Consider the following 13,991-nt stretch of genomic DNA (forward strand, 5'->3'; position numbering starts at 1 on the left):
TCCTTTAATTTTGATGTACTAATTGGCCGCCAACAAAAACTTTTTTGATATTATTTCGATTTGTTTGATACATTAACCGTTCTAAAACATCCGCTGGGTCAACTGAAAAACAGTTGTTTTGATCTTGAACAATTTGTAAATCAGCCATCTTACCCACTTCAATTTTTCCAGCAGGAATGTTTAAACTATCCGCACCACCTGTGGTAGCCAAGTAAAAGGCCGTTTTCATCGAAATTCGGCTATTGATAACACCACGTTTTTCTGGACTTAATTTAGTGTCAACACCATCTTCCAGTATTCTTGCCGATTGAACCGCCTGACGGCAATTTTCGTATAAGCTTGGTGAATATCCGCCAGAAATATCACTACCTAACCCGACTTTATTATGCTGATTGAGTAACCTATTGACAGGCAAAACTCCATTACCAAAATAAGCGTTTGATATTGGGCAATGCGCAATCGCCGTACCGCGGCTTCGAAATAAGGCTGCATCCTGTGTATCTAACTGTGTGGCATGGGCCATAACTGATCTGTTTGTTAACAACCCGAATTTATCTAACACTTGAGCATCATGCAACCCAAAGCGGTCAATCACAAACTGATGTTCCCAATTACTTTCACTGCAATGTGATTGAATGGGTAAATCATAACGCTGTGCTAACTGTCCCAAACCAAGTAGTGTTTCATCTGTGCAGCTAGGTATAAATCTCGGTGTAATTACAGGTGTGACATTGCCACCAATATCAACATGTAGCGCTTCAACTTGTTGAATGAACTGCTCGGTTTGCTGCAATGCCACTTTTGCACTATCATCGCGGTAATATTCTGGTGTTTGGTTAGGATTGTCCATCGCCACTTTACCAATCAACGCACGTTGGCCAAACTTAATCGCAGCCTTAGCTAAAATTAAATTTGCTGTATTATGAATGGTTCCAAAATACAATGCTGTCGTCGTGCCATTAGCAAGTAGCTCTGGTACCAACCGTTCATAGACCTGTTGTGCAAATTCGGTATCTTGATAACGAGCCTCCAACGGAAAAGTATACTGATCCAACCACTCATTTAGTGGCCGGTCCAACGCCAATCCTGCTTGCGGCCATTGTGGCGCGTGAATATGAAGATCAATAAAACCTGGTAACAAGTATTCGTCTGAAGCTAAAACTAGCAAATGATCTTGTTTCAAAGCAGTTGTTTTAACACTATTGAAATCAGGTTCACCTTGATCAACGATCCTTCAACAACTAAAGATGCCACAATTTTACTCATCCCCTTAGGATATAATTAAAACTTGAAGTTAGTTTATCACGAACTATATTTATTGTCTATCACAAAAAGTTCGTATTTTAACTATTTTTTGGTCTAATTACGGTTTTTGTTATTTGAATGACAACTTTTTTACTAATAAATCTTCTGTTTTGCCTCGTGGAATTTTCATTTAGGAAACGTAGTTGTTTTCTCTGAAGCCACACATACCAATATAAACAACAATATTAAGTTTGGAAGATACATTTCTCTTTAATTAAGTAAATATTCACTTCCTCATAAAAAAAGCACACAACAAAAAAGTGCCAGGATGATTTTGTTGAAATCATCCTGGTACTTTTTTGTTGCACTCTTCTTCTGTAGTATCTGAGAATAATGGCCAACCACCGTGATCACGCTCTAACCGATCGATCCCTCCATCTGAAAATCAATCAACCGATTTAATTCCACTGCATATTCCATTGGTAGTTGTTGCGTAAATGGTTCAATGAATCCCATCACAATCATCTTAGTTGCTTCACTTTCAGATAAACCTCGGCTCATCAAATAATATAGTTCTTCTTCCGAGACCTTCGATACTTTAGCTTCATGTTCCAAAGTGACGTCACCAACCTCCACTTGATTATATGGAATAGTATCACTTGTTGACTGATCATCCATAATAATCGTGTCACATTCTACATGTGAACTAGAGCCATGACTATCAGCATTCATTGCTACCTTACCACGATAATCACAAATACCACCCGCCCGACAAATCGACTTAGAAATAATAGTCGAACTGGTATGCGGTGCTTGATGAATCATTTGGGCGCCAGTATCTTGATCTACCTGACCATTAGCAAATGCAATTGATAACATCGTCCCTTTAGCATATGCTCCGGTTAAATAAATACTAGGATACTTCATCGTTACCTTGGATCCTAAATTTCCGTCAACCCATTCCATCACAGCTTTTTCCGCCGCAGAGGCGCGCTTAGTTTCTAAGCTATAAACATTATCAGACCAGTTTTGAATAGTAGTATAACGACAAAAAGCGTCACGCTTAACAAATACTTCAACCACTGCAGCGTGCAAACTATCGTCAGAATAGGTGGGCGCAGTACATCCTTCTACATAGTTCACGCTACCACCTTCATCTACAATAATCAGAGTTCTTTCAAACTGCCCTGTATTACCTGCATTGATCCGAAAAAAGCTTTGAATCGGCACATCTGCGTGAACACCTTTAGGTACATAAATAAATGTGCCACCAGACCAAACCGCTGTATTCAGCGCCGCAAAAATATTATTATCTGACGGTACTAGCTGCGCAAAATATTCATGAACCAGTTCAGGATACTCACGCAAAGCACTGTCTGTATCCATAAAAATGATGCCGCGTTGTTTTAAATCTTGCTTCAAATTTGCGTAAACCGCTTCAGATTCATATTGAGCGGAGGCGCCAGCCAAATATTCACGTTCTGCCTGTGGCACTCCAATTTTTTCAAACGTTGTCTTAATTTGATCTGGTACATCTGACCATTTTCGGGCAACCGCATTGGTCGAGCGCTGAAAGTAATTAATTTGTTCTAAATTTAATTCACTCAAGTTGGGACCAAACGTTGGCATCTTCATCGCCAAAAACTGATGATAAGCTGTCAGCCTGATTTCAAGCATCCAATCAGGCTCATCTTTTTGCTTGGATATCTCACGAATCACATTCTCATTTAGACCAGTGCCAGTAGTAAATAAGGGGTCCAATTGATCCTGAAAGCCATACTGGTAATCTTCTTGTTGCAAATCATCTAAAACGTTTTTATTAGTCATTGTTTGTCACCTTCAACTAGTTCAACTAACGCCTGCCATGGTAGTAACGCACACTTAGTCCGCATTGGAAACTGACCAACTCCGCTAAAAATCATGGCCTGCTGTAATAACTCTTGGTTAGCAAGATTATGTCCATTGATTAAACTAACAAACATGGCTGCTAACACTTGAATCTGATCAAGTGAGTTTTCAAGTACCAACTCAGTCATTATGCTGGCCGAAGCCCTTGAAATGATACAACCTTCACTATGTTGAGCAATTGAAATAAGTCTAGAATGTTCAATTACACCACTTAAAACTAATTCATCACCACACGTCGGGTTGTGCACTGTAATTTTTTTTACTTTCGCACCAGTTAAAATACCACTATGCTGTGGATGTTGCGCATTTTCCAACATTATTGTTTGATAAAGGTGTCTTAAGTCAGGCATAAGAAAAAAACTCCTTTGCCGCTTTGATGGCCGTCACCAGTTGATCACATTCTTCAAAGGAATTATAAAATGCTAAACTTGCTCGTAAGGTGGCATTTACCTCAAGCATATTTACAAGTGGCTGCGCACAGTGTGTTCCTGCCCGCACACAGATTTGATTACTATCTAAAAATGTCGCAACATCATGAGCATGTAGCTGATCCACATTGAAAGCTACTATGCCACTATCCCGATCAGCTGGACCATAAATGCTAACATTAGTAATATTACTTAATTGTTCAGCGAGATACTGTCCCAGCATTTGTTCTTCTGCATGGATTTTGTCCATTCCAATCGTTTGAATATAATCAATTGCAGCTCCTAACCCAATAACTCCAGCAACATTTTGCGTACCAGCCTCAAATTTGTACGGTGCTGGTTGGAAACTTGTGGTCGTGAGTGAAACTTGATCGATCATCTCACCGCCAAACTCTGCTGGTGGCAATACATCTAACAATGCTGGTGTGGCATATAAGACACCAATCCCCGTTGGCCCAAACAATTTATGCCCCGAAAACGCCAAACAATCTATTTGTAACTGCGACACGTCAACAGGCATTGTTGGTACCATTTGAGCGCCATCAACGATCAATAACCCATTGACCGCATGAATCAGTTTGCTTAACTTGCAAATTGGATTTGAACTTCCCAAAACATTTGATACACCAGTAATGGCTAACACCTTTGTTTTGGTTGTTATTTTCTGCTGCGCATCTGCTAAATCCAGGGTTTGTTGGTCAGTTAATTTAATATATCTTAGTTTCAGATCTAGAGTATTTGCAAGCTGTTGCCATACTACCAGATTACTGTGATGTTCCATCACCGACAAAACAATTTCATCCCCCGGCTGTAAAAAATGCCGGCAAACTCCTTGTGCAATCCAATTTAATCCTTCCGTCGTTCCTTTAGTGAATAAAATCTGGTTAGCATCCCTTGCCCCAATAAAATTAGCAACTTTAGTTCGGACTTGTTCATATTGATCGGTTGCTTGTTGTGCTAATGTATATGTACTCCGATGCACACTAGCATTATCATTACTGTAATAATCAATCAATGCTTGAATCACCGTCGCCGGTTTTTGTGTTGTCGCCGCATTATCAAAATAGACTATATCTGGATGTGCTTTAAAAAACGGAAAATCTTCGCGATATGCATTCATGTAATCACCACCTATTGAAGTCGTTGTTGTAACTGAGCAACCGCCTTATTTTTTAACGTTTCGTTTGGAATTTCATTTAATACCGGTAATAAAAAGCCCTTCGTTAGTAAGTAATACGCCTGTTTGCGATCAATACCACGTGTTTGTAAGTAATACAATTGATCCTCGTCAATTTTACCAATACTAGCTGCATGCCCTGCTTCAACATCGTTTTCTTCAATCAAGAGAACGGGATCAACTTGCCCATGGCTTTGTTTTGACAAAGTCAGCAACCTGCTATGTTGATTCGATTGGGCTCCGTGCGCCCCATGAAAGATTTTGCCGACCGCATGAAAATCAATCTTACTTTTATCCTTGGCAACTCCATTTTGTTCAATCACACCATTCGTTTTTTGTCCGTAATTGTTGATTCGTGTGGTAACTTTTTGGGCTTGTTCTTGATCAGCAATCGCTACCATTTTAACAGTCGCTTGCGAATGATCACCGTCTAGATCAATGTTAACGTCATAGTTCTGGTTTCCTCGATTGAACAAGGTTAAGTACATTTTTAAATTGCTATTTTGAGCCTGATACGCATGCACAGCTTGATAATGTTGTATGCTCTTAGATTGATCAACTTGATAATAATTAACTTGCGCACCACTGCCTAATAAAATTTCAGTCCCCAAATAAGCCCCCGTTTGGGCCGCTACATTAATTTGTTCAACTAAATCAACTTGTGCACCGGCTCCCACGATAATCAAAATATGATAATTGTTTGCTGCGTTCTTGTCATTAATCATTAATGGGCGTACAGCGCGAAAGCCTGATGGAACATAGACAAACTGACCACTAGTTAACAACGCTAAGTGGAGTGCTGACAACGAATCAGCTTGCCAAGCCAACGCCTTTTCCATTAAATTTTCCTGCAACAATTCTGGGTAAATTTGGAGCGCCACACCTAAATCTAATTTGACAATCTTTGATAAATCAAACTTTGGTTGTACCTGTTTTGCCACATTTGCTTTTAATTTAACCGATTCAATCCAAGTTTTTGTCAGCATAGTCAATTCATTTTCATTAAGTTTATTTTTTACCTGGGACCAAGCCAGGCTTTTTTTCGTGGTTAACCAGGTTGGCTCATTATTATCTCGCGAAAAAGTAATTATTTGTTTAGCGATTTGCTCCATATCCATTAGCTAAATTCCCTTGTAACTTCAAATTTATGATAGCCAGTCTGTTCTAATTGTTGCGCTAATTGCGGACCACCCGATTTAACTATTTTACCAGCTACCATAATATGCACCACGTCAGGTACTACATATTCTAACAAGCGTTCATAATGTGTAATTAACAATGAGCTAAACTTTTCTGAACGTAAGTGATTAATTCCTTTTGCCACCACCTTTAGAGCATCGATATCTAGACCCGAATCAATTTCATCTAAAATAGCTAGTTTCGGTTGAAGCATCATCATTTGTAAAATTTCATTTCGTTTTTTTTCGCCACCGGAAAAGCCAACATTCAAATACCGCTCTGCAATTTCATCATCCATTTCTAGATAATTCATGTTATTTTCTAATTGTTGCATAAACTCCAACACACTAATTGGATTGTCTGGTGTAGTTGCGTGCATTGCGGCACGTAGAAAGTCAGCATTATTCACTCCACTAATCTCAGCAGGATATTGCATTCCTAAAAACAATCCCAACTTAGCTCGCTGATCGACGCTGCGTTGTAATACATCTTGACCATCAAACCGGATTGTTCCGGCTGTAATCTGATAGGCAGGATATCCCATAATTGTCTGTGCTAACGTTGATTTCCCAGTACCATTGGGACCCATGATCGCATGGATTTCACCATTTGGAATGGTTAAATCGATACCACTCAAAATTTCTTGATCAGTCGCTTTAATAACTGCATGTAAATTACGGATTTCTAATGTCATTATTTATCCTTCCCTCAATCAGCTTAATGGACCAACTTATCCCAAATAACCACTTTATTTTGAGCTAACGAAGCGCGAACATCAATAATTCGCTGATTGGCACTGCCACGAAACTGCAATGTTAAATCTTTTTGCTCCTTTAAAAAACGACCATCTACTAAAATATCAAGTTGTAATAATAATTTGAGCTTGTCATACGAATCTTTGAGCAATTCATCAAAAGTATATCCGGACCACGACCAAATATCCTTGCTATGACCAAATTCCCGTCGAACTCGTTGACACAACTGCAAGCATACTTGGGTATTTAAAAATGGTTCTCCGCCCAGCAAAGTAAGCCCCTGTACATAATCATTACTCATGTCACTGATGATTTGATCCTCTAATTCTTGGGTATATGGACGGCCATAATGAAAATTTTGGGCTGCCACGTTATAACACCCCGGACAGTTAAATAAACACCCGCTCACATAAAGGCTACATCTGACTCCTTCGCCGTCAACAAAGTTAAACGCTTTATAATCTGCAATGTATTCTAAGCTACGTTCACTGGCGAGCCATTCGTTTGGCATCGGATTGTTTGGCCTTCTCATATTCTGCGACATTTTTAACCATTTCCTTTGTTAAGTTTTTTTGTCTGGCAGCAATTTCACTGTGTCGACCATGCACCATTGGTCGTTGTTGTGGGTTACCCAAATAACCGCAAGTTCGCTTGACAACATCACAAAATTTAGGATCATGATTACCACATTGTGGACAGATAAATCCCCGCGCCGTAGCTTTGAAATCCCCATGAAAGCCACATTTAAAACATTGATCAATCGACGTGTTAGTACCCAGATACCCAACGTGATCATAAGCCCAGTCCCAAACCGCTTCTAAGGCTGCTGGATTTTGGCGTAAATTAGGATACTCACAATAGTGAATAAAACCGCCCGATGCGTAATTTGGGAATACCTCTTCAAATTTTAGTTTATCAAAGGGTGTTGGATGTTTACGAACATCATAATGAAAGCTGTTAGTGTAATACTCTTTATCAGTAATATCCTTAATTTTGCCAAACTTATTAATATCGGCACGACAGAATGTGTCAGTTAATGATTCAGCTGGCGTAGAATACAGACTAAAATGATAGCCACTTTCCCTAGCCCACTGACTACAAGCTGCACTCATTTTTTTGACAATTTCTTCAGCCAAATCGTGGGCCTCACTATTAGACTCCCAATCACTGCCAAAAAAACTCGCGCAAACTTCATATAAACCAATGTAGCCTAAAGAAATCGTTGCCCGGCCATTTTTAAATACTTCGTCAACACTATCATCCTTGTTGAGTCGCTTACCAAACGCACCGTACATATAAAGTAGTGGTGCATTCTCCGGCTTAGCCTCCTTGGTTCGTTCAATACGGTAATCCAATGCCTGTTTACAGATCTCCATTTTTTCTGCAAAGATCTCCCAAAAAACCGTCTGATTACCATGTGACATTAATGCAATCCGCGGCAAATTTAAGGTCACCACACCTAAATTCATACGCCCTGAATTAACTTCGGTGCCATTTTCATCGCGCCATCCCTGGAGAAATGAACGACAACCCATCGGTGTTTTAAAACTTCCTGTAATTGATTTGATTTTGTCATACATCAAAAGATCCGGATACATTCGCTTGGTCGAGCACTCCAACGCTAGCTGCTTAATATCATAATTAGGATCAGTTGGCGTCAAATTCAGCCCGCGCTTAACGGTGAAAATTAATTTAGGGAAAATTGCAGTTCGATGTTCTTGCCCCAATCCCTTGATTCTAATTTTTAAGATCGCAGTTTGAATTTCACGTTCAATCCAACTAGTTCCTAAGCCAAAATTAACTGTAGTAAACGGGGTTTGCCCTTGAGAAGAATACAAGGTGTTAATTTCATATTCCAACGCTTGCATTGCATCATAGATATCTTTTTTAGTTTTTTCTTTAGCAAATGCCACCTGTTTATCTGCTATAATCCATTGCTTAGCATCTTTCAAATGTTTGTCATAATTTAATTGGGCAAAGGGCGCTAATAATTGATCAACCCGGTTGGCTGAACAACCGCCGTACTGGGATGAAGCAACATTGGCAATAATTTGTGACATTTGAGCTGTGGCCGTTTGAATTGATTTAGGTGAATCAACCCAGGCATTCCCAATTTTAAAACCATTTTTAAACATCTCATCAAAATCAATTAAGCAACAATTCGTTTCTGGTAACATTGGTGAATAATCCAAATCGTGCCAATGAATATCACCACGTAAGTGTGCTTTTGCAACGATTTCTGGTAACATTTTCAACCCAATAGCTTTACTCACCACTCCTGCTTGCAGATCTCGTTGAGTATTGAAGACTTTGCTATCCTTATTTGCGTTCTCATGAACTACATTATCATTGCGTCGAAACAATTGTGTAAGCTTCACCTGTGGATTTGTAGCCGCTTTAAAAGTTGCCTCTTGCTGTTCGTGATAGTCACAAAATTGTGCTGCCAAATCATTTTTCCCTAATTCATGCAGTGTACTAATAATTATTGATGCAACCTCGCTAGTGTCAATCTCAGTTTTCCCATCCAACGAAGCTACCATGGCGTCAACTACCGAATTAATAATATTTTCATCTGTAGTTAATTGGTGTAAAACGAACAATATTTTGTAGTTATAAAACCTAGTTACTGCTCCATTTCGCTTAATCACGGTAACAGATTTAAAATTATCCAATTGCTGTTTAACTGTTTGCACATCCATCATCATTACTCCCCAACTACGTATTAACATCGTATTTTGAATGCTAAGTTATTCATGTCAATAATATTAGAGTAAATTCAGCTAAATAACAATATGTTGTATTGCATTAAAGCGTTATATACAAGATATTGTGGTTTATTCATCCAAAAATAATCAACTTTTAAATAACATAAACCGTAAAAATATTAATCAGTTGATTTTGAAACTAATTGTTGAATCGTAACTATGATTTTTTATTATTATCAACGATTGCTGAGATTACAAAAATGCTTTGTACGGCATTTGTATTTATCTGACGTTAATCGTAAATATTCATTGATTAAATTTAAGTTACAGTTGATTTTGATTCAACTCATTAACAGTACGTGTTGTTTTATCAGAGCACTTGCCGTACGATTGATAACATCACCACGAAATGAGGAATGACAATGGATATTAATGAATTCGCTACCCGCAGTAAACAAATCCGAGATCGCTACCACGAACTCGAAATAAAACAGGATGGCCATCCTTGGAACACCGAGCAAGATGCACTCGCTTTTTTGACAGACGCTGGTTTAGTTGGTCGCCAAGTAATGAATAACCAGCATAGTTGGCCGGGAAATTTACAACCGAAGTTAGATCAAAAAATTGCGGAAAGTATTTGGTGGTTATGTTCAATTGCAGATCAAACCAATATTAATATCAATGATGCGTTAGAAACATTTTTAACTGCAAAAGAGCATGATTTAAAGTAAAAAAGGCCTCCATAGGAGACCTTTTTTACTAACATTATTAATTTAAGCTTTGGTAAACTCTGGCTGTTGGTACAGTGGATTCGGATAATGGTAAAATCCTTCTCCACTTGGAACACCCATTTTTCCTTGTTTAAGGTAGTCATTAGTTAACTTATCAACAATTTTTTTATACCGTTCATCACCGATTTCTTTGTATAGCGATCCTTCAATGTTAATTGCTGTATTAATTCCCATAATATCCATAAATCCAAATGGACCCCGGCTAAGTCCCATGCCAACCATCCAATCTTGGTCAATCATGATTGGATCAAGGTCGTGTTCCACCCATAGAAATAACGCTGCATTAAGCATTGGTAGGAAAACGGCATTCATAATATATCCTGAAATTTCAGTTGGAATCGCAAATGGCACCATGTGAATACTTTTAGCAAAATCAACTGCATCGTCAATTGCTGTCTGTGGCGTTCCTGGTGCCCACATTATTTCAGCAGCATTATGAATCCAAATCAAATTAGCAAAATGCATTGCCAAAAATCGATTCTTATTGGGAGCAAATGAAATCATCTGACTCGGCAAAAGTGTTGAAGAATTACTCAACAACAATGTATTATCACTAACAAACGGCGCCAGCTTCTGGTACATGGATTCTTTGATACTAAGCTGTTCAGGAATTGCCTCTACAATTATCGATGCATCGCTAACCGCTTTTTTCAGATCAGTAGTTAATGATAAATGCCGGTTAACTGCATTTAATTGCTCTTGAGTTGCATTTAAATCACGCTGATACTGTGCTGGCAAACTTGATAATTTCTGATTAGCGCCCTTTAAAGCGGCATCTGAAATATCATATAAAACAACGTCGAAACCAGAATAGGCAGTTTGAAACGCAATCTGACTGCCCAAAACGCCGCCACCAAGAACCACAACTTTATTTATTTTCATGATAGCTCTCATTCCTTTCACTACCGTTCAAGATAATCAACAAACATATTATTTCATTGTTCTTAGACTAATCTTCAAAGAAATCACAAGCATTCTTTTGTTGCGACGTAAATATGCGCCCAATCAGCAAATTTTTCAACTTAAAAGCTTGTGAAATTATTATTATCAAATTAGTAATAGCTAACAATACTTTCTGTAAAATGTTGATTAACTAATTATCAAAAACAAGTAGTGCGTGAGCCCCTTAATCCATGAACGAAGCCCTTTTTTGTAAATAAGCCATCTCGTCATAAACAATATGTTGTTGCAATTGTTCAGCAATTTCTGCAGGTAAATCACCGGAAAGCATTGCCTGTTGGAAAAATTCATATTCCGCATGAAATGCTCGCAAAAACAATTGATAAATTACACTATTCGATGGTGTTGGTAAATTCATTCTCCGGTGTCTTTCTCGATAGTATCGCTGGACCACATGTAGCTCACGCGATGTTTTATGATGCCTAAAAGGTTCAATTGCCTTCATTGCTGCATCAAATCCTACCGATTCAATTGGATGAATATCCTTTTTATCCAGTTCAAACACTCGTTGCCAATACAACTGTTCAGAGATTAGCGGTGATGTAAGCAGCATGTTTTGGCCGACGCTTAACTCCCGACGGCGACTAATATGGATACCAAACTTAACTCTTAAAAATAAATTGTGCCAGATATTGCCACTCACCGTAAACAAGCTTAAATCCAAAAATTTAATATAATTGTGCAACTCCGTAGTACCAATCTTTTGTTGGTCAGCCAGCTCTTTAACTGCTTTACGTTCGGCCTCATCAGCTTCAAGAAATATTTTACGTTGAAGCCGTGAATCTCTGAAACGACGTTGTGATAGCTGTTGGGAGATTGTATCAACTACGATTGATGCTTCGGCGGGATATTCTTTATCATCGCTAATTTCACGAATTCCCGCAATAATCATCTTACGCAACCACGCATCCGGATTCTGCTCGTTTGTCACTGGTTCTTCACGAGTAAGCCTAGGCAATAAAACTGCAGCAAACACGATGCTAGCTAAAATTACCACGGTGGCGATAAAAATCAGCATTGGACGATATGTAAATGGATGACCATTGATCGTTTCTGGCAGTAAAAAAGCTAGCGAAAGTGAAATTGTTCCACTCACTCCACTGAACGCCATAATCCAACTATCTGTCCAGCGATGAGGACTTTCTTTATGCATCCATACTAAGTAACGGGTCCATAGTAAGCGCAAAGTAAATTTGGCGATGTACAAGACAAATCCAGCTAAAATTAATAACCAGATTAGAACTGCATGTTGATCCGTAATCTGTTTGATGACCATTGGCAGTGAGACACCTAATAATACGAACACACCACCAGATAATGCCTCTTCAACGATTTCCCATACATTTGCTCGAACAAGCTGCATCCGGCTTGAAACCAGTCCTAAATTGTCGCGCTCAGATCCTTGAACCAGTCCAGCAGCAACAACTGCCAAGATCCCAGAAATATGAAGCTCTTCACCAATAAAATAGACGATAAATGGAACGATTAACTCAACCGAGACCATAATAAATGAAGTGTCATCATTTAACCCAATTAATAATCGCAGTATCGACCTTACTATTAACCCAATAACCGCACCTAATATGAGCCCACCCACAAACTGAATAAAAAAGACGGATAACGCATGATTAACAGAAAAAGTATCAGTAATAAAAACGGTTAACGCCAAATCAAAAATAACAATCCCGGAAGCATCATTAAATAAAGATTCGTTTTGCATGATAATTTGAGGTATCTTATATTCTTCTGTTTTGGGTGTTAAAGTACTAACCGCTGCCGCATCTGTTGGCGTTACAATTGCACAAAGTGTAAATGCCAGTACAAGCGGAATAAAACTAAAAATGCTGTGGAGCAAGACACCAACAACAATAACAGTGAAGATTACCAAAACAATGGATAATGAAAAGATATTAATTGCACCACGCCCAATCCAATACCGCGAAGCAGACTGAGCTTCATTGTATAGTAACGGTGCAATTACAGCCAATATAAACAGGCTTGGATCTAAAGTAAAGTTGCGAAATAATGGAAAAATTGCCAGTGCCACGCCAAAGATAATAAAGTAAATTGGCAACGGAATTTTTGAATAATGACGATAAACTACGTTGGCAATGACAACTGCAACTAACATAGATAGAATGAAAAAAATTGTATGCATCCCAACTCCCCCTCGTAATTAGTTATATTTTAACAGTTTTTTGCCAAAAGACATTACATTAGTCCCTTACAAATAAATTAGATTTAATAAACCCAAAATAATTTGCAAAAAAAAAGCTCCGTAAACATAAAGTCTACGAAACTTCTCTAGATCTCACTAATGCCGCCGGTGGGGGTCGAACCCACACTCCCTTGCGGGAACTGGATTTTGAGTCCAGCGCGTCTGCCAATTCCGCCACAGCGGCATACAAATAATAACTAATGAGACCTAAGGTGGTAACCGGATTTGAACCGGTGATGAAGGTTTTGCAGACCTCTGCCTTACCACTTGGCTATACCACCATCTTAAAGCTCAAACAGATCAAGTTGACCAATTCAAACTGTACATGATGGAGTCAAAGTCCACTACGTTATCACTTGGCCAAAACCCAATCAAAGGGCGGTATGTGGGGATCGAACCCACGCGTGCCGGATCCACAAACCGGTGTGTTAACCGCTTCACCAATACCGCCAAGATATTCAGTTAAGCAGGGATAGTAGGAGTTGAACCCACACTGACGGTTTTGGAGACCGTAGTTCTACCATTAAACTATATCCCTATTATAAAAGTGGAGGGGAGTGGATTCGAACCACCGAACCCGAAGGAGTGGATTTACAGTCCACCGCGTTTAGCCAGACTTCGCTAC

The 13,991-nt window shown here is 38.9% G+C and carries 11 protein-coding genes and 5 tRNA genes; 1 reads left to right on the forward strand and 15 read right to left on the reverse strand.

Annotated features, from left to right (window positions below):
- Positions 1-4: 4 nt before the first annotated feature.
- The 8 genes from guaD to nrdD all read right to left on the reverse strand — a co-directional run bounded on the left by guaD (position 5) and on the right by nrdD (position 9,391).
- Positions 5-1,183 carry a guanine deaminase gene (gene guaD / locus FFM51_RS05635; RefSeq protein WP_414691953.1) on the reverse strand — a complete coding sequence of 393 codons (1,179 nt, stop codon included), beginning with the start codon at positions 1,181-1,183 and terminating at the stop codon, positions 5-7.
- Between the two features lie 479 nt (positions 1,184-1,662).
- Positions 1,663-3,072 (reverse strand): Fe-S cluster assembly protein SufB, encoded by a 1,410-nt coding sequence (gene sufB, locus FFM51_RS05640; RefSeq protein WP_137597669.1) that lies wholly within the window; start codon positions 3,070-3,072, stop codon positions 1,663-1,665.
- A complete protein-coding gene (gene sufU, locus FFM51_RS05645) occupies positions 3,069-3,503 on the reverse strand; it encodes a Fe-S cluster assembly sulfur transfer protein SufU (RefSeq protein ID WP_137597670.1) in 435 nt (144 codons plus the stop codon). The genes sufB and sufU overlap by 4 nt, the downstream gene beginning before the upstream one ends.
- Positions 3,496-4,701: an aminotransferase class V-fold PLP-dependent enzyme gene (locus FFM51_RS05650; protein ID WP_137597671.1), complete on the reverse strand. Its 1,206-nt coding sequence runs from the start codon at positions 4,699-4,701 to the stop codon at positions 3,496-3,498. Before FFM51_RS05650 ends, sufU begins: the two co-directional genes overlap by 8 nt.
- Before the next feature lie 11 nt (positions 4,702-4,712).
- The gene (locus FFM51_RS05655; RefSeq protein WP_137597672.1) at positions 4,713-5,876 is read right to left on the reverse strand and encodes a SufD family Fe-S cluster assembly protein; all 1,164 of its coding nucleotides are present in this window, start codon (positions 5,874-5,876) and stop codon (positions 4,713-4,715) included.
- Positions 5,876-6,634 carry a Fe-S cluster assembly ATPase SufC gene (gene sufC, locus FFM51_RS05660; RefSeq protein WP_170999579.1) on the reverse strand — a complete coding sequence of 253 codons (759 nt, stop codon included), beginning with the start codon at positions 6,632-6,634 and terminating at the stop codon, positions 5,876-5,878. The genes FFM51_RS05655 and sufC overlap by 1 nt, the downstream gene beginning before the upstream one ends.
- Before the next feature lie 20 nt (positions 6,635-6,654).
- Positions 6,655-7,236 (reverse strand): anaerobic ribonucleoside-triphosphate reductase activating protein, encoded by a 582-nt coding sequence (gene nrdG / locus FFM51_RS05665; RefSeq protein WP_137597674.1) that lies wholly within the window; start codon positions 7,234-7,236, stop codon positions 6,655-6,657.
- Positions 7,178-9,391 (reverse strand): anaerobic ribonucleoside-triphosphate reductase, encoded by a 2,214-nt coding sequence (nrdD, locus tag FFM51_RS05670; RefSeq protein ID WP_137597675.1) that lies wholly within the window; start codon positions 9,389-9,391, stop codon positions 7,178-7,180. The genes nrdG and nrdD overlap by 59 nt, the downstream gene beginning before the upstream one ends.
- 428 nt (positions 9,392-9,819) lie before the next feature.
- Between nrdD and FFM51_RS05675 the strand changes: the two genes are divergently transcribed.
- Positions 9,820-10,128, forward strand: coding sequence for a nucleoside triphosphate pyrophosphohydrolase family protein (locus FFM51_RS05675; protein ID WP_137597676.1), 309 nt, complete (start codon positions 9,820-9,822; stop codon positions 10,126-10,128).
- 42 nt (positions 10,129-10,170) lie between these two features.
- Here FFM51_RS05675 and FFM51_RS05680 read toward each other — a convergent pair whose 3' ends face one another.
- The 7 genes from FFM51_RS05680 to FFM51_RS05710 all read right to left on the reverse strand — a co-directional run bounded on the left by FFM51_RS05680 (position 10,171) and on the right by FFM51_RS05710 (position 13,991).
- Complete coding sequence (locus FFM51_RS05680) at positions 10,171-11,070, reverse strand: 3-hydroxyacyl-CoA dehydrogenase (RefSeq protein WP_170999578.1); 900 nt, start codon at positions 11,068-11,070, stop codon at positions 10,171-10,173.
- 244 nt (positions 11,071-11,314) lie between these two features.
- Positions 11,315-13,306, reverse strand: a complete 1,992-nt coding sequence (locus FFM51_RS05685) for a cation:proton antiporter (RefSeq protein WP_137597678.1) — start codon at positions 13,304-13,306, stop codon at positions 11,315-11,317.
- 160 nt (positions 13,307-13,466) lie between these two features.
- A tRNA-Leu gene (locus FFM51_RS05690) sits at positions 13,467-13,550 on the reverse strand.
- Positions 13,551-13,576: 26 nt separating this feature from the next.
- Positions 13,577-13,647 (reverse strand) — tRNA-Cys (locus FFM51_RS05695).
- Positions 13,648-13,743: 96 nt separating this feature from the next.
- Positions 13,744-13,816, reverse strand: a tRNA-His gene (locus FFM51_RS05700).
- 17 nt (positions 13,817-13,833) lie between these two features.
- Positions 13,834-13,904, reverse strand: a tRNA-Trp gene (locus FFM51_RS05705).
- Between the two features lie 10 nt (positions 13,905-13,914).
- A tRNA-Tyr gene (locus FFM51_RS05710) sits at positions 13,915-13,991 on the reverse strand.

Origin of the sequence: Paucilactobacillus kaifaensis (assembly GCF_005405145.1) — a bacterium.
GTDB lineage: Bacteria > Bacillota > Bacilli > Lactobacillales > Lactobacillaceae > Paucilactobacillus > Paucilactobacillus kaifaensis.

What these genes read in the sequence shown, in the direction of transcription:
- FFM51_RS05650 (WP_137597671.1), bottom strand. Translation starts at nt 4,701, where the DNA reads ATGAATGCATATCGCGAAGATTTTCCGTTTTTTAAAGCACATCCAGAT.
- FFM51_RS05680 (WP_170999578.1), bottom strand. Translation starts at nt 11,070, where the DNA reads ATGAAAATAAATAAAGTTGTGGTTCTTGGTGGCGGCGTTTTGGGCAGT.
- FFM51_RS05685 (WP_137597678.1), bottom strand. Translation starts at nt 13,306, where the DNA reads ATGCATACAATTTTTTTCATTCTATCTATGTTAGTTGCAGTTGTCATT.
- sufU (WP_137597670.1), bottom strand. Translation starts at nt 3,503, where the DNA reads ATGCCTGACTTAAGACACCTTTATCAAACAATAATGTTGGAAAATGCG.
- nrdG (WP_137597674.1), bottom strand. Translation starts at nt 7,236, where the DNA reads ATGTCGCAGAATATGAGAAGGCCAAACAATCCGATGCCAAACGAATGG.
- nrdD (WP_137597675.1), bottom strand. Translation starts at nt 9,391, where the DNA reads ATGGATGTGCAAACAGTTAAACAGCAATTGGATAATTTTAAATCTGTT.
- FFM51_RS05675 (WP_137597676.1), top strand. Translation starts at nt 9,820, where the DNA reads ATGGATATTAATGAATTCGCTACCCGCAGTAAACAAATCCGAGATCGC.
- sufB (WP_137597669.1), bottom strand. Translation starts at nt 3,072, where the DNA reads ATGACTAATAAAAACGTTTTAGATGATTTGCAACAAGAAGATTACCAG.
- FFM51_RS05655 (WP_137597672.1), bottom strand. Translation starts at nt 5,876, where the DNA reads ATGGATATGGAGCAAATCGCTAAACAAATAATTACTTTTTCGCGAGAT.